The sequence below is a fragment of the Erwinia magellanica genome, assembly GCF_039023495.1.
GTDB lineage: Bacteria > Pseudomonadota > Gammaproteobacteria > Enterobacterales > Enterobacteriaceae > Erwinia.
In genome coordinates this window covers 440,641-464,721 of the sequence record NZ_JBCHVC010000003.1, presented here as the reverse complement: position 1 = coordinate 464,721, position 24,081 = coordinate 440,641, and the positions used below count along the sequence as shown (strand labels likewise).

At 54.9% G+C, this 24,081-nt stretch carries 18 protein-coding genes; 9 read left to right on the top strand and 9 right to left on the bottom strand.

Annotation, left to right across the window (positions count from 1 at the left end):
* Positions 1–13: 13 nt before the first annotated feature.
* Positions 14–2,980 carry a bifunctional diguanylate cyclase/phosphodiesterase gene (locus AAH450_RS13905; RefSeq protein WP_342910737.1) on the top strand — a complete coding sequence of 989 codons (2,967 nt, stop codon included), beginning with the start codon at positions 14–16 and terminating at the stop codon, positions 2,978–2,980.
* A gap of 30 nt (positions 2,981–3,010) precedes the next feature.
* Here the strand turns inward: AAH450_RS13905 and AAH450_RS13900 are convergent, their stop codons facing one another.
* Complete coding sequence (locus AAH450_RS13900) at positions 3,011–4,420, bottom strand: MFS transporter (RefSeq protein WP_342910736.1); 1,410 nt, start codon at positions 4,418–4,420, stop codon at positions 3,011–3,013.
* A 275-nt stretch (positions 4,421–4,695) separates the two neighbouring features.
* Between AAH450_RS13900 and AAH450_RS13895 the strand changes: the two genes are divergently transcribed.
* From AAH450_RS13895 to yjdN, 4 genes are all read left to right on the top strand, one after another.
* Entirely contained in the window at positions 4,696–5,433 is a 738-nt protein-coding gene (locus AAH450_RS13895; protein WP_342910735.1) for a gluconate 2-dehydrogenase subunit 3 family protein, read from the top strand.
* A 2-nt stretch (positions 5,434–5,435) separates the two neighbouring features.
* Positions 5,436–7,217, top strand: coding sequence for a GMC family oxidoreductase (locus AAH450_RS13890; RefSeq protein WP_342910734.1), 1,782 nt, complete (start codon positions 5,436–5,438; stop codon positions 7,215–7,217).
* A gap of 11 nt (positions 7,218–7,228) precedes the next feature.
* Positions 7,229–8,539 (top strand): c-type cytochrome, encoded by a 1,311-nt coding sequence (locus tag AAH450_RS13885; RefSeq protein ID WP_342910733.1) that lies wholly within the window; start codon positions 7,229–7,231, stop codon positions 8,537–8,539.
* A 233-nt stretch (positions 8,540–8,772) separates the two neighbouring features.
* Positions 8,773–9,213: a VOC family metalloprotein YjdN gene (gene yjdN, locus AAH450_RS13880; RefSeq protein ID WP_342910732.1), complete on the top strand. Its 441-nt coding sequence runs from the start codon at positions 8,773–8,775 to the stop codon at positions 9,211–9,213.
* Here the strand turns inward: yjdN and AAH450_RS13875 are convergent.
* The 5 genes from AAH450_RS13875 to AAH450_RS13855 form a co-directional block, all read right to left on the bottom strand.
* Entirely contained in the window at positions 9,210–9,461 is a 252-nt protein-coding gene (locus AAH450_RS13875; RefSeq protein WP_342910731.1) for a LysR substrate-binding domain-containing protein, read from the bottom strand. The two genes, yjdN and AAH450_RS13875, sit on opposite strands and share 4 nt — an antisense overlap.
* A gap of 171 nt (positions 9,462–9,632) precedes the next feature.
* Entirely contained in the window at positions 9,633–10,115 is a 483-nt protein-coding gene (locus AAH450_RS13870; protein ID WP_342910730.1) for a hypothetical protein, read from the bottom strand.
* Between the two features lie 387 nt (positions 10,116–10,502).
* Complete coding sequence (locus tag AAH450_RS13865) at positions 10,503–11,060, bottom strand: fimbrial protein (protein ID WP_342910729.1); 558 nt, start codon at positions 11,058–11,060, stop codon at positions 10,503–10,505.
* Between the two features lie 207 nt (positions 11,061–11,267).
* Positions 11,268–13,871 (bottom strand): fimbrial biogenesis usher protein, encoded by a 2,604-nt coding sequence (locus AAH450_RS13860; RefSeq protein ID WP_342910728.1) that lies wholly within the window; start codon positions 13,869–13,871, stop codon positions 11,268–11,270.
* 29 nt (positions 13,872–13,900) lie between these two features.
* Positions 13,901–14,614 (bottom strand): fimbria/pilus periplasmic chaperone, encoded by a 714-nt coding sequence (locus tag AAH450_RS13855; protein ID WP_342910727.1) that lies wholly within the window; start codon positions 14,612–14,614, stop codon positions 13,901–13,903.
* A 1,329-nt stretch (positions 14,615–15,943) separates the two neighbouring features.
* On the opposite strand from AAH450_RS13855, the gene AAH450_RS13850 reads away from it, so the two are divergent.
* Positions 15,944–17,011, top strand: a complete 1,068-nt coding sequence (locus AAH450_RS13850) for an SDR family oxidoreductase (RefSeq protein ID WP_342910726.1) — start codon at positions 15,944–15,946, stop codon at positions 17,009–17,011.
* Between the two features lie 2 nt (positions 17,012–17,013).
* Here AAH450_RS13850 and AAH450_RS13845 read toward each other — a convergent pair whose 3' ends face one another.
* Positions 17,014–17,580 (bottom strand): GNAT family N-acetyltransferase, encoded by a 567-nt coding sequence (locus AAH450_RS13845; protein WP_342910725.1) that lies wholly within the window; start codon positions 17,578–17,580, stop codon positions 17,014–17,016.
* Positions 17,581–17,822: 242 nt separating this feature from the next.
* Between AAH450_RS13845 and AAH450_RS13840 the strand changes: the two genes are divergently transcribed.
* Entirely contained in the window at positions 17,823–18,602 is a 780-nt protein-coding gene (locus tag AAH450_RS13840) for an L-threonylcarbamoyladenylate synthase (protein ID WP_306208492.1), read from the top strand.
* A gap of 30 nt (positions 18,603–18,632) precedes the next feature.
* On the opposite strand, the gene AAH450_RS13835 is transcribed toward AAH450_RS13840, so the two are convergent.
* Together AAH450_RS13835 and AAH450_RS13830 are read right to left on the bottom strand one after the other, a co-directional pair.
* Positions 18,633–19,532, bottom strand: a complete 900-nt coding sequence (locus AAH450_RS13835) for a LysR family transcriptional regulator (RefSeq protein WP_342910724.1) — start codon at positions 19,530–19,532, stop codon at positions 18,633–18,635.
* Positions 19,533–19,678: 146 nt separating this feature from the next.
* Positions 19,679–20,977 carry an MFS transporter gene (locus AAH450_RS13830; protein ID WP_342910723.1) on the bottom strand — a complete coding sequence of 433 codons (1,299 nt, stop codon included), beginning with the start codon at positions 20,975–20,977 and terminating at the stop codon, positions 19,679–19,681.
* Positions 20,978–21,509: 532 nt separating this feature from the next.
* On the opposite strand from AAH450_RS13830, the gene AAH450_RS13825 reads away from it, so the two are divergent.
* Together AAH450_RS13825 and AAH450_RS13820 are read left to right on the top strand one after the other, a co-directional pair.
* Positions 21,510–23,156 (top strand): alpha,alpha-trehalase, encoded by a 1,647-nt coding sequence (locus AAH450_RS13825; RefSeq protein WP_463322733.1) that lies wholly within the window; start codon positions 21,510–21,512, stop codon positions 23,154–23,156.
* Positions 23,157–23,306: 150 nt separating this feature from the next.
* A complete protein-coding gene (locus AAH450_RS13820) occupies positions 23,307–24,077 on the top strand; it encodes an ABC transporter substrate-binding protein (RefSeq protein ID WP_342910721.1) in 771 nt (256 codons plus the stop codon).
* Positions 24,078–24,081 lie beyond the last annotated feature (4 nt).

Below are 24,081 nucleotides of genomic sequence, written 5' to 3'. Positions count from 1 at the left end.
AGGCGAAAAGACCATGACAGAAAATAGCGATGTAATGTACCGGTTACTGGTGCAGAGCGTAATTGACTACGCAATCTACATGCTCACACCGGATGGCACTGTGACCAACTGGAATGCGGGTGCGCAACGAGCCAAAGGCTATTTGCCGGAAGAGATTATCGGCAAAAACTTTTCCACCTTCTATAGCGCAGAGGATCGCGCTAAAGGCTTACCTGAGCATGGCCTTGCCACAGCCGCCAGAACGGGTCGTTACGAAGTGGAGGGGTGGCGCTACCGTAAAAATGGCAGCTCGTTTTGGGCGCATGTGATCATTGATGCCGTGCATGCGGAAGATGGCACGCTGATAGGCTTTGCGAAAATCACCCGCGACTGCACAGAACAGAAAGCCTTACAGGCAGAACAGCGCGCGCAGGAGCAAAAGTTTCGTCTGCTGGTAGAGGGCGTCACTGATTACGCCATCTATATGCTTGATCCGGATGGCCACGTGGTTAACTGGAACGCTGGCGCAAAGCGTTCCAAAGGTTATACCGCTGAGGAGATCGTCGGCAGACATTTCTCCATCTTTTACAGCGCTCAGGAGAGGCTGGCCAAAGTGCCGGAAGCCAACCTGAAAACCGCTTACCGCACAGGACGTTTTGAAGAGCAGGGGCTGCGTTACCGTAAGGATGGCAGCTCCTTTCTTGCACATGTGGTCATTGACGCGGTGCATGACGACGACGGCAGGCTGATCGGCTTTGCGAAGATCACCCGCGACTGCTCCGAGCAGCAGCGGCTTTTAGATGAGCAGCGCGAACGAGAGCAGGTTTTCCGGCTGTTGGTGGAAGGCGTAACCGATTACGCCATCTATATGCTGGACCCGAAGGGGATGGTTGTTAACTGGAACGCTGGCGCGCACCGCGCCAAGGGTTACACCGCAGACGAAATCGTGGGCAAGCATTTCTCCTGCTTCTATAGCGCACAGGACCGGCTGACGCACCTGCCTGAAACCAACCTGAAACTGGCAGAAACCACCGGTCGTTTTAACGATCAGGGCTGGCGCTATCGTAAAGATGGCAGCGCATTCTGGGCGCATGTGGTGATCGATGCCATCCGCAATGAAAAGGGCCAGCTGCTGGGCTACGCCAAGATCACCCGTGACTGCACCGAAGTGCGCGAGTATGAGCAGCAGATCCTGCGGGCGAAAGATCTGGCCGAGCAGAACAGCAGCAAAATGGCCTCGCTCTCTACATTCCTGGATACCATTATCGCCAATATCCCCTCTTTGGTGATTGTGGAGGATGTGGTCTCCAGGGAGATCCTGCTGATGAATAACAAGGCCGAGCAGCTGCTTGGCCTGTCGCAGCACCAGGTCAACGGCAAAAAGCTTGTTGATTGCCTGACGCCAGAAATGGGTGACTATTTCTCTCAGCTCTCTTCGGCAGCGCAGCGTAATGAAGGGCTGCATAAAAATGAGCAGCTGTTAACTACCCGCGGCGGAGAGCGGATTATCTCTGCTTCTGCGTCGATCATCCGGGGTAACGACGCCCGCACGAATTACGTTCTGCTGATTGCGGATGATGTCACCGACCAGCGCGCGGCGGATGCCCGTATTCATCATATGGCGCATCACGATAACCTCACCAGCCTGCCCAACCGCGTGCTGTTCAGCCAGCGGCTGAACGAAGCGCTGCGCCAGGACCGTGAGATGGGCAAGCTGACTGCCACCCTGGGTCTGGATCTCGACAACTTCAAAAACGTCAACGATGCTCTCGGCCATCAGGTAGGAGACGATCTGCTGCGTGCTGTCGCCAGCCGGTTACGTGGCGTCCTGCGGGATGTTGACACCCTGGCCCGTAACGGTGGCGATGAATTTTCCATTGTGCTGCCCTCGCTCTCGCATCAGCAAGAAGCCGAAGCGGTAGCCCGCCGGCTGATTGAAGTGATCCGTGCGCCATTCAACGTTGACGGCCATAACCTCGCGGTCGGTCTGAGTATTGGTATCGCTATTGGTGGCCGCGAACTCGCCACGCCGGAGCAACTGCTGCGCTGCGCCGATATGGCGCTGTACGAAGCGAAGCGTAACGGACGCAACCGGTTTGAGCATTTCTCTGTAGAGATGGGCGAAGCCGCCAGCCTGCGCAGAATGATTGAAAACGATCTGCGTGAGGCGATCACCAACAAGCATCTGCGGCTCTACTATCAGCCCATCACCAATAACCACGGCCGCGAAATCATCGGCTATGAAGCGCTGATGCGCTGGCATCATCCGGTGAAAGGGCTGATTATGCCGATGGAGTTCATTCCGATTGCGGAGGAGACGGGGCTGATCCACAGCCTGGGGGCTTATGCGCTCTATGAGGCGTGCCGTGAGGCGGCAAGCTGGCCTGCGCATCAGAGCGTGGCGGTGAACCTTTCGCCGCTGCAATTCAAAAACAGCTCGCTGGTTTCGGTGGTTGAGGCAGCGCTGAAGGCGTCGGGGCTGGAGCCGCATCGTCTTGAGGTAGAGATAACGGAGTCCGTGCTGCTGGACAACACGCTGGTGAACATTCACACGCTGCAAAAATTAAAGGCATTGGGCGTGCGGATTGCGCTGGATGATTTTGGCACCGGCTATTCGTCGCTCAGCTACCTGCGATCCTTCCCGTTCGATAAGATAAAAATCGATAAGTCCTTTATCAACGACATGAAAGAGAGCCGGGAAGCGCTGGCGATTATTCGTGCTATCACCGGAATGAGCCGCAGTCTGGATATTCAGATCACTGCGGAAGGGGTGGAAAGCAGTGAACAGTTTGAGCAGTTAAAAATCGAGGGCTGTACCCTGTTCCAGGGCTTCTTCTTTGGCCGCCCGCAGCCTCCGGAAACCCGCCTGAAGGTATTCCATCCCGCAGAACGTTTTGCGGAGCACTCCCCCGACCTTCGGCATGTCGGGTTGGGGGGCATTGCCGCGCCGCCAGGTACGGCTGGCCTGCATTTTTCGCAAGATCCGCTTTCAGGCAAGTAACAAAAACCAGCCGGTAACGGCTGGTTGCTCTCAGATCTTCTCCGGGTCAAGGCCGCGTGTCTTTGGCCCAAAGATGCCAATCACCAGCATCACAATCAGCATGCTGACCACGATAAAGGCGAGCACCCCCGGCGTGCCCGCCGCCTGTAGGATTAAGCCAATAATAATGCTGCTGAACACGGTAGAGAGGCGGCTGAAGGAATAACAGAAACCCACGGCGCGCGCCCGAATAAACGTCGGGAACACTTCTGTCTGATAGGCGTGATAGCTGTAGGTCAGCCAGGCGTTGGAGTAAGTAATGCAGAAACCACATACGATAAGCAGGATTGGGTTACTCAGCAGAGCGAACAGCGTGCCGAACACCACCGTCATCAGTGAAGCAAAGACGATTTGCCATTTGTTCTCGATTTTGTCGGCATAGCGGCTGCAAATCAGTGAACCTAACGGATAGGCAAGGGTGATAAAAAAAGCGTACAGCAGGCTGTGGGTGATGCTGGTGCCTTTGCCGGAAAGCAGCGCCGGAAGCCAGTTACCAAAGCCGAAAAAGCCAATCGCCTGGAAGATATTCATCACCACCAGCATCAGCGTGCGCTGGCGGTACTCTGGCCGCCAGATATCCCGGAAGCGCCCTTGTTGCTGAATGATTTCACCGGTATCAATCGCTTCTGGCGCCGGTTCGGTGGAGGGTTTTCCACAGCGTAGCTCCATGCGGGTCACGCCCTGATGCGCTTCCAGATGGCGGCCCTGCTGCGCCAGCCAGCGGGGCGACTCAGGCAGATTCTTACGGATAATCCAGATCACCAGCGAGCAGAGCGCACCGGCAATCACTACCCAGCGCCAGCCGGTTAACCCCAGAAACGTCTGCGGCACCAGCCACCATGACATCAACGCCACGGCGGGTACCGACAGGAACTGCACAAAGAAGGCAAAAGCAAATGCTCTGCTACGCAGATAGCTCGGCACCGATTCCGTCAGGTAGGTGTCGATAGTGACCAGCTCAATACCCAGCCCAACCCCCACCAGCAGACGGAAAAAAATAATCCATTCAGCCTGGTGCTGAAACGCCATCAGCAGAGAAAAGAAGCCGTACCAGGCCAGCGCGCACATAAAAGTCAGACGACGACCAAAACGGTCGGCGTAAGGAGCAAGCAGGCTTGCCCCGATAAATAAGCCAAGGAAAGTCGAGGAAGCAAAAGCGGCCTGATCGGAAATGCCGAACACGCCCAGCGTACCCAGGTGAAAAATATTTTCCGCTACCAGCCCGCCGCTGATGTAACCCGTCTGGAACAGATCGTAAAGCTCGAAGAAACCGCCCAGCGAGAGCAGGGCAATAAAACGCCAGAAACCGGCAGAAGCGGGGAGGGCATCAATCCGTGCTGAAAGCGTGCCGTTATTAACAGCCTGGCGTGGGGGCATCCCTGAGGATATGGCTTCACTCATTTAATTATTAACCTCATTATTACAGCGCAGTAACTCATCATCCTGGGGATTAAGCTCCCTGTTTACTGGCTGAATCCGCTTCTTTGTTAATGAATTTGTGCCATTTTGTTTCCTGTCGCTAAATATTTGCTAAAAGACCTGTTAAACTGCGCGCCATTGTTACCGGTAACATTTTGACGGTAACCTCAGTCTGCCCTGCTCAAAAAAATAATGACCGCAAGCAACCGTGAATCCTTAGCCGTAACACCAGGCGTAAGTTTGATAAGGCAATCTCAATGTCGAATGAAAAAACAGGAAGTTCCCGCCGGGACTTTTTGCTGAAAACAATTACCCTCGCTCCCGCTGTAGCCATTGGCAGTACAGGTATTGGCGCGTTTACCGCCTCCGTGCCTGCCGCCGCGAAAGAGGCTACTCCCGCAGGCCCACAGAAAGCTCGTGACTACCAACCCGAATGGTTCACGCCAGAAGAGTATGCCTTTATCCAGGCCGCTGTTGCCCGTCTGATCCCCGCTGACGATCGTGGTCCGGGCGCGCTGGAAGCTGGCGTAGCGGAATATATCGACCGCCAGATGAACACCCCTTATGCCACCGGCGCCAACTGGTATATGCAGGGGCCGTTCCACCCGGATGCGGATAAAGAACTGGGATTTCAGTACCCCTTAGTCCCACGTCAGATTTACCGTCTTGGCCTGGAAGATGCCGATGCGGTGGCAAAAGCCCGGCATGGCAACATCTTCGCTAAGCTCAGCGGCGACCAGCAGGATGCGCTGCTACAGGCGTTTGAAGCGGGAAGCGTAGAGTTTAAGCAGGTTCCGGCAAAAGTGTTCTTCACCTTCCTGCTACAGAACACCCGTGAAGGATTCTTCAGCGATCCGATCCATGGCGGTAATCAGGGCATGGTTGGCTGGACGCTGATTGGTTTTCCGGGCGCACGTGCGGACTTTATGGACTGGGTTGAACGTGGCGAGCGCTATCCGTTCCCACCGGTATCGATTCGTGGGGAAAGAGCATAATCATGGCAAATGAAATGAAAAAAGTGGATGCGGTGATTGTCGGTTTCGGCTGGGCGGGATCGATCATGGCCAAAGAGCTGACCGAAGCCGGGCTGAACGTGGTAGCGCTGGAGCGCGGCCCACATCGCGATACCTATCCTGACGGTGCTTACCCGCAGGTGATTGACGAGCTGACCTATAACATCCGTAAAAAGCTGTTCCAGGACCTGTCGAAAAGCACTGTGACCATCCGTCACAATGCTGCGCAGACAGCTCAGCCATACCGCCAGCTTGCCGCGTTTCTGCCCGGCACAGGCACCGGCGGCGCAGGCCTGCACTGGTCTGGCGTGCATTTCCGCGTCGATCCGATCGAACTGCGGATGCGCAGCCATTACGAAGAGCGCTACGGCAAAAACTTTATCCCCGCAGGCATGACCATTCAGGACTTTGGCGTCACTTATGACGAGCTTGAACCCTTCTTTGACAAAGCAGAGAAGGTCTTTGGCACCTCCGGTTCAGAATGGAGCGTGAAAGGCAAAGTGACGGGGCAGGGCAAAGGCAACCCGTTTGCGCCAGACCGTTCCGACAAATTCCCGTTGCCCGCGCAGAAACGCACCTTCTCTGCCCAGATGTTTGCTCAGGCGGCAGAGTCAGTGGGGTACCACCCTTACGATCTGCCTTCCGCCAACACCTCTGGCCCCTACACCAACACCTATGGCGCACAAATGGGGCCGTGTAACTTCTGCGGCTATTGCAGCGGCTACGCCTGCTATATGTACTCTAAAGCCTCGCCAAACGTGAACGTGCTGCCTTCGCTGCGTCAGGAAGCGAAGTTTGAACTGCGTGAAAATGCCAACGTCCTGCGCGTTAACCTCACCGCCGACAAAAAGCGCGCTACCGGCGTGACTTATGTCGATGCGTTGGGTCGCCAGATCGAGCAGCCAGCAGATCTGGTGATCCTCTCTGCCTTCCAGTTCCACAACGTGCATCTGATGCTGCTCTCCGGGATTGGTAAGCCTTACGATCCGGTGACCAATGAGGGCACCGTAGGGCGTAACTTCGCCTATCAGAACATCTCTACTATCAAAGCGTTCTTCGATAAAGATGTCTTCACCAATAACTTTATTGGCGCAGGCGGCGCGGGCGTGGGTGTGGATGACTTCAACGCGGATAACTTCGATCACGGTAAATATGGTTTTGTCGGCGGTTCCCCTTTCTGGGTCAACCAGGCGGGCGTGAAGCCTATCTCCGGTCTGCCGACGCCTCCGGGCACGCCAAACTGGGGCAGCAAGTGGAAAGCGGCAGTGGCCGATCACTATACCCACCACGTCTCGATGGATGCCCACGGCGCCCACCAGTCTTACCGTAATAACTATCTGGATCTCGATCCCAACTACAGGGACGCATTTGGCCAGCCGCTGCTGCGGATGACCTTCGACTGGCAGGAAAACGACATCAAAATGTCGCAGTTTATGCACGATCGGATGCACAAAATTGCTGAAGCGATGAACCCGAAACTGATCAGCGGCTCACCGAAAAAGCCAGGCACCCACTTCGACACCACGGTGTACCAGACCACGCATATGAACGGCGGCGCGATCATGGGTGAAGATCCTAAAACCAGCGCGGTGAACCGGTATCTGCAAAGCTGGGACGTGCCGAACGTCTTTGTGCCCGGCGCTTCTGCCTTCCCACAAGGTCTGGGTTATAACCCAACCGGCATGGTGGCGGCACTGGCCTACTGGTCAGCGAAAGCGATTCGTGAACAGTACCTGAAAAACCCAGGTCCGTTGGTGCAGGCGTAAGGAGAACCCTGATGAAGATGATGATCCCGGCCCTGTTCCTGGGCATGGCAAGTTTTGCCGCGCTGGCGGATGACAACGGTGCAGAGCAGATCGCACGCGGTGAATATCTGGCGCGAGCCGGAGACTGCGTAGCCTGCCATACCAAAGCAGGCGGCGAGCCGTTTGCGGGTGGCCTGACGATGGCAACGCCTATTGGCAATATCTACTCCACCAACATTACCCCGGACAAGAAAACCGGTATCGGCGACTACAGCTATGATGATTTCCAGAAAGCGGTACGTCATGGCGTGGCGAAAAACGGCGATACGCTCTATCCGGCGATGCCCTATCCCTCCTATGCAGTGGTCAGCGATAGCGACATGCAGGCGTTATATGCCTGGTTTATGCATGGCGTGAAGCCGGTAGAGCAGCCCAACCAGAAGAGTGACATCGTATGGCCGCTCTCTATGCGCTGGCCGCTGGCTATCTGGCGCGGCATGTTTGCGCCGGATGTGAAGGCCTTCCAGCCGATAAAAGGTCAGGATCCCGTGCTGGCTCGCGGTCAGTATCTGGTGGAAGGGCTGGGGCACTGTGGCGCCTGTCATACGCCCCGCAGCCTCACTATGCAGGAAAAAGCGCTTAACGACAGCGAAGGCAGCGACTACCTGTCCGGTAGTAATGCGCCGATTGATGGCTGGACCGCCAGTAATCTGCGTGGCGACAACCGGGACGGTCTGGGCAGCTGGAGCGAAGAGGATCTGGTGCAGTTCCTGCGTACAGGCCGCAACGATCGCACCGCCGTATTTGGCGGGATGACCGACGTGGTTGAGCACAGTCTGCAACACCTCTCGGCTGAAGATGCTACCGCCATTGCCCGCTATCTGAAGTCGTTAGGCGCGCGCGATCCTAATCAGGCTGGCTTCAAAGAGGATCAGGCCGTTGCGAAAGCGCTGTGGAAAGGAGATGAGAGCAAACCAGGCGCCTCTCTCTATGTGGACAGCTGTGCCGCCTGCCATAAAACCAGCGGCAGCGGCTATCAGCGTTTCTTCCCGGAACTGCGGGGCAATCCTGTGGTTCAGGCGGAAGATCCCACTTCCCTGATCCACATTGTGCTTGCCGGCTCTACGCTGCCAGGCGTGAAAGGCGCGCCGTCCGGCATCACCATGCCCGCTTTCGGCTGGCGCCTGGATGACCAGCAGGTGGCCGATGTGGTGAACTTTATCCGCACCAGTTGGGGCAACACAGCCAAAACGCAGGTCAGCGCCAGCGATGTGGCGAAAGTGCGTAAAACGGTGCCGGAACAGGGCAACGTGGACGTAGAAAAACTGATGCAGGGCAAGTAGCGGCAGCGGTTTTATGTGCTTTGCGGACGTAGAAAAACGGACGCAGAGCAAACCGCAGCCTCCGTTTTATCTTCTCCCATGGCCGGTAAATCCGGCCATTTTTCTTTCCACATCCCGGTCTTACGGGATAAATAACCAGACTCAATTCCCGAGATTTCCGATCCCGCCGCTTTCCTCTACTACACTTGCTCCTGAGTCTGAGATTTTGCCCCCTTTCAAACCAAGGAGACGTTATGCAGCTTTCACCCTATCTCTATTTTGCTGGCAACTGTGAAGAAGCTCTGACCTTTTATCAGCAGGCTACCGGCGCCAAACTGGCGTTTAAAATGACCTGGGGAGATGTCCCCTCTGACCAGCATCAGCAGCCTGAAAAGCAGAACAGCCCCGCAGCACAGCAGCCCGCAGATGATAAAATCATGCATGCGTTGCTGCATATCGGCGACGGCGAACTGCAACTGAGCGACAGCGCTGAAGCGGTAAACTACAACGGTTTTGCCGTCAGCCTCTCCAGCCATGACGTTGAAGAAGGCAAACGCTGGTTCGACAACCTTGCCGAGGGCGGTTCTGTGACGCTGGCGTGGAAAGAGACCTTCTGGGCGCTGGGATTCGGTACGCTGGTGGATAAATTCGGTATTCCATGGCGGATAAGCGTTAACAAACCTGCCAGCAATTAATGCATTCTGAGCTGATTTAACACGGAAAGCAGCGCATCGACTTTGGGTGTCAGCTGCTTTTTGCGCGGCCAGATCAGGGTTAGCGGCAGCTCATTCACCACCAGCTCTGACAGGATGAGTAACAGTTCTTCCCCCGACAGCTCCTTTTCCATCAGCCATGTCGCCATTTGCGCCACGCCAGGAGCGGCAACCACGGCCGCGACCTGCGCTTCACCATCGTCTGATGCCATCTGGTGCGCCAGGGGCACATAAGAAATCCTGAATGGAAACTGACAGCGATTAAGCTGGTGAACGCAAGGGCCAATAGCCGCATCCGGGCGGGGCGGGTCTGTGGATGAGCGGCAGGTTTTCTCTGCTGATTACTTGAAAAACAGGCAGCCCATTTTTTGCCAGGCCGCTGCCGTTCATGCGACAGAACCCTATTCAGAGATCAGGGTGACCGTGGCCGTTCCCGCATACTCTCCGGCGCTGAAGGGAGCGAGAAGTTCCACCGCTGAGTCCTGAGCTTGCGGCAGGGTCCATTGTTTCTGGGTCGCGTCCCATGTGCCGTTAGTCAGGTGATAGTGAATCGTCTTCCCCTGTCCGTCAGAACTGGCCAGGGTGCCACCGATCGTGTCTGCCGTTGCAGGTTTGACCGTGACGTTACAACCTCCGCTCCCGCCGCTGGTGAGCTGAACCACTGAGGATATACCGGCAGAACTGGTGCTCAGGTTAACATCTTTTGTAACCTGGACGCTGCATGACGTGGCGGCGGGAACGTTGATGTCGAGCGGGGCAGAGCCTTTCGCTCCGTTAGGCCACGAGACCTTCAGGGTGAGCGTCCCGGCAATGCGGTGGTCGCAGTGATTTCTGATTGCCCCCATCAGATATTGCGCGGCAGAGAGTATATCCTCTCCTGTCATTATGGTATTCCACGCTGTTATATTAATAATTGCCATAGCCTGAGCTATATAGAGATGGTCTGGTTCGAGACACTGGGCCATTTCATCACTGACATCTATTTCCGCCGTGTGAGCATAAGTTCTTGGATCCAAATAGGTTGAGAGGCCTTGAAACGTCAGCACACCATACTTCAATGCACTGAGTTCCGTGGCCTGGGCAGGGTTTCCTGCCCCGCACAGCAGCACTAATGCGCTTATGGACGTTGTCAGGACTTTCCTCAGATACGGTATCTTATACATCTTCTTTGCTGGTGCCGCTTTCCCGTTTAACTTCATGCTGGTTACCTTGAGTGACTGGTTAGTGGATGGCCCAGTTCCTGTGTAATACAGGAACCGGACCGCTACGTATTACTCATACGTCAGGTTCAGGGTCGCCTTGCTCACCACTGTACCCGCTGCAAAAGCCTTCTCGTCTGAGGCATCCGTGGTGCGCTCAAGTTTCGCCAACAGGGCCAGCGTGGCATTGCCATCTTTAATGGTGTAATCCGCCGTTTGGGTACTGTCCTGCGGCAGCAATTGAGTGCTCTGACCCTCACCACCGAACAGCTGAACCGCCACTCCCTTCGCTGTACCGGAGTTACTGAAGGCTGTGCTGTCGTCGCTGTCCTTATTACCCGTCGCCGACAGGTGGACTTTTGTCATGCCCGTACAACCAGTCAGAGTCAGAGTCAGTGGCTTGCTTGCCCCGATATCACCTTTTGCCGCCAGGGACGAAGTTGACACCGAACCCAGGTCAAGCGATACGCCACTGGTATCCCAGCCAGCGGTACAGGTTGCATCAACAACCTTTGCCGTGATGTTAATATCGGTGGTGGACGGTGAAGCGTCGGCAAAGGCGCCAGTGGTAAAAAGCGAAGCTGCCAGTACGCTCATTACGCTGATATTTTTAGCAGAAACTAATGCCATGGTACTTTCCTTTCAGTTTGATTAAAAAAGGGGCGAAGCCCTTTCCGGGTTAATGAATATAATGATGTTGCTGAGGTGTGTGATGCCTGCGCTCTGCGTCTGTCAGCGTTCCAGCGGGCGTTAATCCACGGCTGAAGAGTGAGCGGCCTGGATGCTGCTGCATCAACAATCCTTTACACGACCGCGCCTGTTTTGCTGGCGCCCACGTCAGAGGCACTCTCCCTCCGCCTGAGCAAGAGCCTGATGCAGCACCTCGGCTGGCAGGCGGTAGCGCACGCTGCACTGCTGCTCTGCGCCCCGACCCCATTGCGCCTTCAGCGTGCCGGTCAGGGGCAGTCCCGACAGATAGACCACGCCTCCGTCAGCCACCAGGCTCTCGTGACCGTCAGTTCCGCTGACCACGGTGCTGCCAAAGGGCAGCGGGCGGCCGTTGTGACGCAGCGTCATCATGACCCGCACGCCACTGTGCGCCGCAAAGTTAGCCCGCACGATGGCGCCCCTGGTCGGGACTACATGAGCCACTGCGTTATCGACATCGGTATGGTCATCCAGACGGCTGACGTCCAGCGCCACACGGTTATCGCGGTACATACTGGCGTAAGGCATCACCGTATAGCCCCGCCAGTCGGTGTGGATACCCGTGCCGTTTTCCAGCGGCACTCCGGCCGCTCCCGGCACGGCAATCAGTACGTTGGTCTCTCCCAACGGCTGACCAAACGTCAGCCCACCGCGATGGGCGATCATGCCGCCTGACATTCCGTAGCGAACCTGCCGGTAATCTGCCGCGTATCCGTAGCCAGCGGACAGGTTGCCGTAGGTTCCCTGTAAAGCCAGACTGAGATCGCCACTCTCCCCATCCTGTCGGCTGTAACCCTGCGAAATTCCCCAGTTGAGGTTGTTCTCACTAAGCGCCGTACCGCTGAGGCCGGCCTGTTGGGTCATCGTGCCATCGGCATCACGCCGGACGCTGTGGTTCGCCCAGATGTTATGGCCACTGTCGTGTGACAACAGGGCAACCAGCGGCACCGACAGCGAGGCAAAGTATGTCCGGTCGGCCTTTGGGTGATCGCTGATGCGGCTGTAGCCATACGACAGTGTCCAGCTGAGCTGGTGATAGGTATTGCTGAATCCGGCCTGTAATGATTCCGTGGTGGCATCGCTGTGCCAGTAAGTCTGGTGAGTACCGGTGGCATAAAGTGAACTGCTCTCCCCCAGACTCTGGGAAATATTGAGTTCAATGCGTTCACGGCGACTGTTGTACAGGTTGTAATAGCTGGTCCAGCGGCGCGCCACCGGACGTCCGGCGGCATCCACCTCATCGCTGTCATTCAGCCAGCCGGTCATGCGTTTTGTCGCCGTCTCCTGAAGGGTGTGAAACCCCTCAGTGGAATAGCGGTAACCTGCCAGCTGCACAGTGGTACCGGTGGAAATCAGAGAGCGACCATACAGAAAACGCACCGACTGCCCCTCATGGCGTGAACCATCGGCAAGCACGCTGTTTGCCTGAGTGAGATCCACGGACAACGCCCCCCAGCCCCCCATGTTGACTCCGGAGCCGAGAGCGGCAGACTGGTAATGGTCTGCCACCTGCGTCCCACCATAGACGGTGATACCGTGGGGAAGCCCCCACTGGAGCGTTCCCTGCGCGAAGGCAGGCTGATCATACTGGTCGCTGCTGCTACGGTAATGACCGGCCGTCAGGGCGTAACGAACATGCCCCTGACGTTGCAGGACGGGCACAGAGGAATACGGAACGGTAAATGTACGCACGCTGCCGCCGTTTTCCGTCACAGTGACCTCCAGGTCACCGCCGCTGGTGACCGGGTAGAGATCGTTAATATCAAACTCGCCAGGCGCGACTACCGTCTGATAGATGACGTTACCGTTCTGACGGACGGTGACCTGTGCATTACTCATAGCGGTGCCCCGGATGTCGGGCGCAAAGCCACGCTGGCTGTCCGGATACATGCTGTCATCGGTGGCAAGCTGCACACCACGGAAGGAGATGGCGTCAAACACCTCGCTCCCGGTGGTACTGTCCCCGGCGGTCAGCTCGCTGCGCCACGGGATAATCGCGCGCTGAGCGTAGGTGTTGAGGTGCTGCCAGCGGCGCGAATGGCTGTAACGGGACTGCGTGTCCGTCCAGGTGCTGTTATCACGCAGACGCCACGGGCCAAAATTGAGGCCGCTTGTCAGGTTAAGAAACTGGCTGCTGCTGTTACCGTACTGGCCCTTGTTTTGATTGCCGCTGAACTGATAGTTGAGCAGGGCTGCGTTGATGCCGTTATCCCAGCGCTTTGGAGGGATCCAGCCGCGCGCCTTATTCTGCAAGGCAACCTGAGGAATACTGATGTCCAGACGTTGATTCAGGAAGTCAAAGGCGGTGAACGCTCCCCTGACATGCTGACCGGGAGAGAGGCACTGCCCGTCAGCAGCGTCACGTAATCCCGGATAGGCATCAGTGTTTACCCCCAGGTCGCGAAGATCCTGTCGGGTAAGGCAGGCCATCAGGCCGGTGCCATCACGGACATCCTCACCTGCGGCAGCAGCCGTATCGCGGGCCTGGAAGCGCAGGTGGCGGGACTCAATAAAGGCGCCATTAAGGTAAACAGTAACCAGGTAATCACCCGGAAGCTGAGTGCCTCCGCCCTGTTCGAAGCGGGAGAGGTCTGCCACCTGTCCGTTGTCAGAACTCAGCATCGACGGGTCAAATTCAAGGTTGGCCTGTGCCACTGGCGCCCAGAAGCTCATCACGGCCAGCGCGACAGGTGACAGCTTAAAGAACGAAGAATGAGCGTATCTGTACCGCATAATCAATAACCCTGAATTAAGCTGTTCACTTAATTAATTGGCTTTGTCAGTCGCGCTGTCGGACTGCCGTAGTCACTAATAGTCTGATATGACACGCTGTTGCCGCTGCCTGCCGGCAGCGCCTCTGCGGCGCTCCCTTTTGGGGGCACCATGATGTCGCCCAGCGTTTTATTACCGCTTTTCACGTCGGTAAGCGTCAGGAAATAAGGTGAGGCGTTGCTGATTTCCAGCCGCCCCCCTGCACGGTGGAAGGAGAGCAGATCGGGGGCCTGGTTAATGTCCGTCATCAACCCGGACGGACGAACGAAGAGCTTGATACGGTTGGCGAGGGCCAGACGCAACGAGCCTGCGTTTTCACCAGTTTTATTCACCGGCGGAATAGCCCGCGCCACAAACCAGTAAAGTGTCTCCCGATCTTTTGGCTGAGAAGCGGCTGAGGAGAGCATGATGCGCAGCGTGTTTTCATTACCGGGCGCACTCAGGTAAAGCGGAGGGGTAACAACAAAGTCCGGGCTTTTATGCCCCTGGGCATCTTCCACCCAGGACTGGATGAGAAAGGACTCGCCAGTGGTTCTGTTACTTACGGATATGCTCTGCTGATGCTCCCCCTGAGGATAAACAATACGGGTTGACTGAAGAGCAATTCCGCCTTCCGCTAAGGCAGACAACGAGGTCAGGCAGACGCAGGTGCAGGTAAAAACAGCCAGCGTGGCCTTTCGGAAAAAAGAGAAGCCAGAATACATATAATATCCCCTTAAGAAGGTGAATGAGTTGTTAGTGCCTGTTTATTTCAGAAGCGGACGCGCACGCTGTTTGAATCCCGCGTTTAAAAACTGCCGGATATCGAAAGAGATTAGGTAACTTAGTCCGCAGGAGCCTTTTATTTAAAACTTGTTATTCAGAAAGTTAATATTTTATTGCCAGTTTCAGATTAAAATAAACTCACCGCGAAAGTTGATTGTTGTTTAGATTCGGGGGGTACCGCCTAATTCACAGGCGAGTTCACGGAGTGAACAAAAGTAGTCACTGCCGTTATCGTGACGTCTGAGGCAATGTGCGACCTTGCTGTGGATATACCTGCATTCATATTCATTCAGGCGTGGCCCACAACAAACCCTCAAAAAAACAAGAATATCGTTTACCTCGGTAAAACCAAATAACTCCACTCTTTTCCGTATGTAATCCGCCGTGACCTCTCTTTTCCCTGTAAGGTTTGCTTTATTTTTACCTCGCAAAATCAAAGCATTATCTCCATTTATTTTCGAAAGACACTACCAGTGACCTGTGCGGAAATAACGTTCCACAAATTATACGTGGCGAAAAATCGTATTTAAAATTATAGGATCGCGGATGTTTATCATTTTTACCGTGCGCCCGAAATTATTTGCATCTACTCAGTCAGACAGAAGCTCACGTGGCGATTCGTTCACCCTGTGTGAGGGCGGTGATATTAAACGAGCGGAAATTGATCTACAACAACCATCAATATCAAAAAATAAGCAGATGAAACCTGTTTACACGCAATAACCGGCCGTCAAATGTTATATAATTGAGTAAAAAAAAGGGTCATCAAACTAAATAAACAAAGAGAACAACAAGTTAATGACCGCATAACAAAGTGATGCAGAAACAAAAAATAAAACAAAAAGTCACATTACCCCTGTTGAGCGGGTTAAGGGAATTGAGTTTTGTTTAGACTGTATTAATTTTAAGTTGAACCTGGTCGGTTTTACGCAAGGGTATTGAACGCCAGCAACATATAGTAAAAGCCTGTCTTGCTGTGATGGGGTGTGCTGCCGGGGTATGACTTCAACGCTTTAGCACCTCTGGCGCTTAGGGCGTCTGATCAGAGCCTGAAACCTCACCGCTTCACGCGATACGACTTTTTAGTTACAACACTGTTACCAAGCTGCCCCGTTTCACGCTGGCAACACAAAGGGGAACATACCCTTAAGACGATCCTGACTCATCATGATTGAGGAGTGCCTTTCGGGAAGGATGTGAAAATATCCCAGAATAAGAATTAATTTCTCTATTATGCTTATTGTCTGCCTATTTTCAGGAGATTAGTTATGCAACAACGCGCACTCATTGTGGGTATCAGCGGCATTAATGGTACCGCCCTCGCAGAGCAGCTCACCGGTGAAGGCTGGGAAGTTTATGGTTTGTCCCGTGGGCGGACTGCCGTTCCTGCCGGCTGTACGGCGCTCACCGCCGATCTCACTGACAGCGACTCTGTTCAGAAAGCCCTGCAAGGCATCAGCGTGGACAAAGTCTTTTTCAGTGCCTGGGCTCGTCAGGCTAATGAGAAGGAGAATATTCGCGTTAACGGGGCGATGGTACGTAACGTGATTGAAGCTCTGGGCGATCGCCTGAAAGGCGGTCATGTTGCCCTGATCACCGGCCTTAAACACTATCTTGGCCCGTTCGATGCTTACGGCAAGGGCGCCGTGCCAATGACCCCGTTCCGCGAAGAGCAGGGGCGTCAGCCAGTGGATAATTTCTATTATGCTCAGGAAGATGAACTCTTCGCTGGCGCAGAGAAATATGGTTACACCTGGAGCGTTCACCGTCCACACACCATCATCGGGTTTGCCCTGGGCAACGCGATGAACATGGGCCAGACGCTGGCGGTTTATGCGACCCTGTGCAAGCAAACCGGCCAGCCGTTTATCTTCCCTGGTTCTCAGGCGCAGTGGGAAGGCGTGACCGATATGACGGATGCGCATATTCTGGCGCAGCAGCTGGAATGGGCTGCGACCACCCCTTCAGCGCAGAATCAGGATTACAACGTCGTGAACGGTGACGTATTCCGCTGGAAATGGATGTGGGGTGAGATTGCCGACTACTTTGGCATTGAAGCCGCGCCGTTCCCAGGCGAAGTGCAGCCGCTGGAAGGGCGTATGGATGCCGCGCCAGCCGAGTGGCAGGCCATTGCAAAACAGTTCGACCTGAAAGAAGCGGATATCAGCAAACTGGTTTCCTGGTGGCATACCGATGCCGATCTGGGCCGGCCGATGGAGGTGTTTACCGACATCAGCAAGAGCCGCAAAGCAGGATTCATGGGCTATCAATGCACCCGCGATGCCTTTATTGCGCTGTTTGACCGGCTGAAAGCGGAAAAACTGATCCCGGCCTGATTTCAGGCAGAGGCAGCGCTGAAAACCTTCTCCTGCGCTGTTAATCCCGCGCTGCGCCCGGTGTATTCCGTGCGCAGCAGGCCGTAAAAGGCGCAGTCCCAGCGTTCATCACCCACCGCAACGCAAGCCCGTCGCACGCCCTCATGCACAAAGCCCAGTTTTTCATAGGTCCTTACCGCCGCCTTATTAAACGGATAAACGTGAAGCTCCAGCCGCTCCACCACAGGCTCCAGGTGCAGAAAGGCACTTTCAATCAGCATAGTAGCCATTTTTTCCGCCAGATTTTGCCCGCGCAGCCTGGGGTTCACCGCCACGCGGCAGAGACAGGCAAGATGGTTTTCCCATTCAAATCCAAGCTGCGCCACGGCCGCCAGCTCCCCTTCCTGCCGCGCGGCAAACGTCAGCAGACGTGCCGGTTTCTGGCTGGCAGAACCGAGCAGCGTCTCCAGAAAGTCGTCACTTAACGGCCATGCCACGCCGGGCCCTGCCCACTGGGTCACCTCACGCTGTGAAGCAAACCAGCTCCTGAGAAGGGGGATATCCTGTTCCTGAAAAAAGTCGAGCTGCATATAGCCTCCGGATTTTGGCTTAAAATGTTGAGTGGGCCGGAAGAGAATGAAGTTCGCCAGAGTACGCATTAAGCAACAATTGTTTCCTGGTAAAAACAATGACGCAATTTACTGCTTAATTGTTGCGTAAGTAACGAGTTGACGGCAGGATGATTGCAACAGGCCAGTTCAAGGCCAGCCGGTGAAAGCTGTGCTACCTTCAACGTCTGGCTAAATTTGAATCTCTGAGAACAGGTGCCACCATGAGCAATAAAACTATCCACTGGAACGGCGGCTTACAGCCAGAAGCAGTTAACATTCTCTCTGCTGAGGGCGGGATGATCGTTTGTCCTACTAAAGTGGGCTACATCATTATGACTTCCGATGCTAAAGGTCTGGAGCGTAAGTTTGATGCCAAGCAGCGCAACCGTAACAAGCCGGGCGTGGTGCTGTGTGGTTCCCTGGAGCAGTTGAAAGAGCTGGCGCAGCTGAACCCGGAAATCGAGTCGCTCTATCAGCAGCACTGGGATCAGGATGTGCTGTTAGGCTGCATTCTGCCGTGGAAAGAAGAAGCCGTGGCCCGTATCCCGGAAGATGGTTCAAAAGAGCTGATGATGGATCGTCGCCAGACCAGCTGCTTTGTGATCAAGTTTGGCGTACCTGGCGAAAACCTGGCGAAAGAGCTGTGGGAAAACCACGGGAAATTCTCCTTTGCCAGCTCCGCTAACCCGTCAGGCAAAGGCAATCGTGGTCTGGTTGAAGGGATTGGCGAGCGTATTGAATCGCAGGCTGACCTGATTATTGAAGCTAACGACTACGTAAAATCTATCCAGCCGAACGAGTCTGAGAAAACCCGTTACGAGCAGGGCGTGATGGTGGCAATGGTCGATGATCAGGGCAAACTGGTTCCGGAGCAGAAAGGCGAGCGTAATATCACGCCATGCCCGGTACTGATCCGTAAAGGGCTGGATGTGGATAAGATTATGTCTATGTTGTCAGACACCTTTACCACCTGGGATTACCGTCACGGTAACTACTACTGAGTGCAAAAAGGCGGAACAGCGCTTCCGCCTTTAACTTTCCTGCCCCAAAGCCTGCTGTAAATCCTCAATAAAGATCCTGACGCGCGGCGAAATCAGACTGTCGCTTTTCGTCAAAACCCACGATTTGTAGAGATCCATTTCCCACTCCGGTAAAACACGGCACAGCCTGCCCTCACTGACAGCTTCCTGAGCGATGTAGTCCGGCAGATAGGCGATGCCGGTCTGCGCAATGGCGGAATTAACCAGCGCAGTGCTGTTGTTAGCACGAAAGCGGCTGCGTACCTCAATGTCCCGCTTGAGCTTGTCACGACGAAACGGCAGCGAAAGCGTATGGGCCGGGCCGCGAAACAGAACAAAGTCGTGACGGGGAAGGTCGTCCGGCTGGGCGATCGTCGGGAAACGCTTGAGATAGTCAGGCGCGGCATACAACCCCCAACTGATATCCATCAGCGGCGTAGTGTGGGCATGCTCAGGCGGATCGCGCCGGATCACAATCGCCAGATCCACATTGTCATCCACCAGATTTACGGGGCGGTCGGTGAGATCAAGATCGACGCTGACATGCAGGTTATTCGCCACAAACTGATTAAGCACCGGCACTATACACTGGCAGCCGAATGTGACCGGGGCCACCACGCGCAGGCTGCCGGTTGGCTCTTCGTGATACTGGCGGATAAACAGGTCGGCGCTCTTTACTTCGCTGAGAATACGGGCGCAGTAGTGATACCAGGTCATGCCGACCTCGGTCACCGCAATTTTACGGGTGGTGCGTTGCAGCAGTTTGGTGCCCAGCCGGACTTCCAGCGCAGCGATCTCTTTACTGACAGAGGATTTTGACACGCCCACCAGCTTCGCCGCTTCGGTAAAGCTGAGCGTCTCAACCACTTTGGCGAAGATCACCATGGCCTGTAGGTTTTCCACGTCGCTCATCACTGTTCCTTCAACGGCAGTTCCCGGCCTGAAAAGGGCAACGGGCAGGGGGTTGGGCTTGATCAGGGCGGTAGCTTAATGGTTGAGCAGAAGGTTGTAAATCTTCGGGGAAGGAGCGGGGGCGGAGGTGCGCCTCCGCCCGCCTGTTATCGTACTTTTTTCACCAGAACGGGGATCTTCCGCAGCCGGTTAGCCAGCCACAGACCGCCCAGCAGCATAACGGCGATAAATGCCGAGACGCCCATCCAGCCCCAACCGTGCCAGAACACGCCGCCCAGCGTGCCCGCAACGCTGGAACCCAGATAATAAAAGAACAGATAAAGAGAGGAAGCCTGGCCTCTGGCACGACGTGCGCGATGGCCAACCCAGCTACTGGCCACAGAGTGCGCAGCAAAAAAGCCCGCCGCAAACAGCATCAGTCCGGGCAGTACCAGCAACAAGGTGGTGAACTGGGTGGCCAGCAGGCCGGTCAGCATCAGCATCAGCGAGCCTGTCAGAACCACGCCACGACCATATTTTACGGTCATCATTCCGGCTCGTGGCGAGCTGTAGGTGCCGGTCAGGTAAACCACTGACAGCAGGCCAACAACCGTCTGGCTGAGAGAAAAAGGCGCGGCCATAAAACGGTAGCTGACATAGTTAAAGAGGGTGACAAAGCTGCCCATCAACACAAACCCGATCAGGAACAGCATTGGCAGCCCCGTATCACGCCACTGGAACATAAAGTTAACTAACAGCTTACGAGGCCGCAGCGAACAGGCGCGAAAGTGCTGCGAAGGCGGCAACAGGCGGAAGAACAGCCCTGCGGCTGCCAGCGCAAACAGGCCCACAACAAACAGCGAGACGTTCCAGGAAAAGTGATCGGCCAGCATTCCTGTCGAGAGCCTGCCAACCAGCCCGCCAATGGAGTTGCCGCTGATATAAAGGCCCATCGAAAATGAGAGAAATACGGGATGCAGCTCCTCGCTGAGCCAGGTCATGGCAACTGCCGCAACGCCGCTCAGGGCAAGGCCAGTCAGCGCGCGCATCGCCAGCACCCCTTCCCAACTGCTCATCGTGGCGCAGATCAGGGTGAAGCACGCCGCCAGCAAAAGCGACACGGACATCACCGATTTTCGCCCGATAGCGTCCGACAGCGGGCCGGTTACCAGCAGCCCCAGCGCCATCATTATGGTCGTCACCGAGAGTGAGAGGCTGCTCTGGGCAGGGGTAAGGTTAAAGCTCTGGGAGAAAACAGGAAGGATCGGTTGCACACAGTAGAGCACGGCAAAGGTCGATAGCCCGGCACAAAATAGCGCCAGCGTGGCGTGCATAAAGCGACGTGTGCCACGGGTAATATAGGTTTTATTTATGGAATCGATAGCCGGAGAGGAAACTAAACTGTCATCTTCATCAGAAAGACTTTCCGAGTGCAACGCTGCGGATTTATTTACTACGGGTGCCACGAGAGTTCCTTAACTATTAATTAACGTGTCTGGTTTGCTATCAGATAAACTTATTAATGCCAGACGTGGCAAGGGCTGCACGACAATCTGGCGGAGACAGTATTCGACTCTTTTAAAAATATGTAAACGAAAAATCCCACTATTTTTACTTACTTTTCTATTGTCGCTGGCTAATTTTTCTGCTGAAAAAAACCAGGAGTACTAAGAATTTTCCTTAAGTCATCCGCTGCGGCTTTTCTGCACTACGCCTGAAGCGCAGCCCGCTTTTGGGTGATTTATCGTGCGACATGTAAGCAAGAAAGTTCTCATTCTTTACCCCACTCTGTCAGTTTATGTCTGTGGATAAGAATAAATATAAATAAAGACGTGGAAATATAACTGAGAAGGGCAGTGAGTCATTTTTTGAAATATTCTCTTATTACTGGCAATAAATACAGCGGGTTGCGTTGTGAGACCAGAGTACTATAATAAGCCCTTCTTTCGAATTTACCGCGCTAACATTGTCGATATAAATTGGCATCAGGAGGTTTTTATCACTTTTAACCAAAATGACCTAATCATTGACAATAATCAGACTGACTTTGAAGCTTATTATCATGACTATGAAGCTGGTCTGGACGTAAACGTTGAGCCACAACCGGAGCCGATCCGTGGTCTGCCCTCACCGGATATCCTGACGCCTTCCGATCGCTATCAGGAACTGTTTGAGGCGGTGCAAACGTCGCGGATATTTTCCGACAGTAAAACGTTTGCGGATTGCGCGCCGAAAATTGAACCCGAAAGAATTTTGTACCGCTATTTTATCCAGCGTGAGCGCGAAGACTTTAATCTTCTGGCGTTTGTGCTGGAGAATTTCGATCTGCCACGAGCGCATGACAGTCGCTATGTTTCCGATCCCAATAAAAGTATGGGCGAGCATATCGATTCCTTGTGGCCGGTATTAACCCGTCAGCCTGAGAAGCATTCCGAATTCTCTTCGCTGCTGCCGCTGCCAGAGCCGTATGTGGTGCCGGGCGGCCGCTTTGGCGAGACCTATTACTGGGACTCTTACTTCAGCATGCTGGGTTTTGCCGCCAGCGGCCGTACCGATCTGCTTAAAAACATGGCGGACAATTTCGCCTGGATGATTGATACCTACGGGCATATTCCGAATGGCAACCGGACTTACTATCTGAGCCGCTCACAGCCACCGGTATTCGCCATGATGGTAGAGCTGTTTGAGAAGGATGGCGTAAATGAAGCGCATCGCTACCTGAAGCAGCTCAAGCGCGAACATGCGTTCTGGATGGATGGTCAGGAGTCGCTGACGCCAAATGAAGCGTATCGCCATGTGGTGATGCTTTCTGATGGATCGGTGCTGAACCGCTACTGGGACGATCGCGATACGCCGCGCGATGAGTCGTGGATTGAGGATGTTGAAACAGCCAGAAATTCCGCACGTCCTTCTGGCGAGGTCTACCGTGATCTGCGCGCAGGGGCGGCTTCCGGCTGGGACTTCTCTTCGCGCTGGCTGAGCGAGCCTGGCCGTCTGGAGAGTATCCAGACCACCAGCATCGTGCCGGTTGACCTTAATGCGTTTCTCTACAAGCTGGAAACCACCATTGCGCGCCTGTCGGCGGAGAAGAAAGACCAGGTAACGGCTGAACTGTTCCAGCAGAAAGCCGTGCGCCGCCGGGAGATCCTGGACAACTATCTCTGGGATGCCGAAGCGGGTCTCTACCGCGATTACAACTGGCGTGAGCGCGAAAAAGGGGCTTTCTCTGCGGCTTCGGTGACGCCGCTGTATGTGGGGATGGCAAGCCTGGATCAGGCTACCCAGACTGCGGCCGCTATCCGTTCGCATCTGCTTGCCCCTGGCGGCGTGCTCTGTACTGTTGAAGAGACGGGAGAGCAGTGGGACAGACCAAACGGCTGGGCACCCATGCAGTGGATGGCGATCAAAGGCTTCAACAATTATGGCGAAGAGCTGCTGGCGAAGGAAATTGCCACGCGCTGGCTACAGGTAGTGGGCGCAACCTACCATCGCCATCACAAAATGGTTGAAAAATATAATGTGGCCGGACGCGCGCCGGTGCTGGCAGGCGGCGGTGAATATCCGTTGCAGGATGGCTTTGGCTGGACTAACGGCGTGACGCGCCGCCTGTTAGCCATGTATCCGGACGCCGCACCCCAGCGTTAATTCAGCGTGAAACAGCAACAAGGGCCTTCTGATGAAGGCCCTTTTTTTATCTGTAAAATCAGCTATAAGCGGAAAGTATCCCCTCGGGCAAATAAATCATGGTATGAAGGAGATGAACGTTTTTTACGCTTTTACTTCCGGGAGCCATGAATGAAAAAAATTGTCCTTACTGCTCTGGTGCTGTTTGCCGCCAGCGTTTCTGCCGCCGAGCCGCTGCGTTTTGGCGTTGACCCCACTTTTCCGCCTTTTGAATCCAAAGCGGCGGATGGCACTCTGCGGGGATTCGATATAGAGATGGGCAACGCCATCTGCCATCAAATGCAGGTGAAATGTGTCTGGGTGCAGACGGGTTATGACGGCATTATTCCTGCCTTACAGGCGCGGAAATTCGATGCCATCCTCTCGGCAATGGCAATGACCGACAAGCGCCGCCAGCAGGTAGCCTTCACCGATATGCTGTACAACACCCCCAGCGCACTGGTGACAAAAAAGAACAGCGGTCTGGCTCCGGATACGGCTTCACTGAAAGGCAAAACGGTCGGCGTGGCGCAGGGCACGACGCAGGAAGCTTATGCTAAAGCTGTCTGGGCTTCCGCGGGTATCCAGGTGGTCTCTTATCCTAATCAGGAAGAGATCTGGCCGGATCTGGCTTCCGGGCGCGTAGAGGCGACGCTGACCAGCGCCGCGTCGGCGGAAACGGGCTTCCTGAAATCCCCGCAGGGCAAGGATTATCAGATCAGCGGCGAGACGCTCTATAACAAAGAGTACTTTGGTGAAGGTGTTGGGATTGGTCTGCGTAAAGATGACACCAAACGGGTCGCTGAGATCAACGCCGCGCTGGCTGAACTGCATAAAAATGGCACCTACGACAAGCTGGCGAAAAAGTATTTCAGCTTTGATGTTTACCATTTGCAGAAGTGAGCCT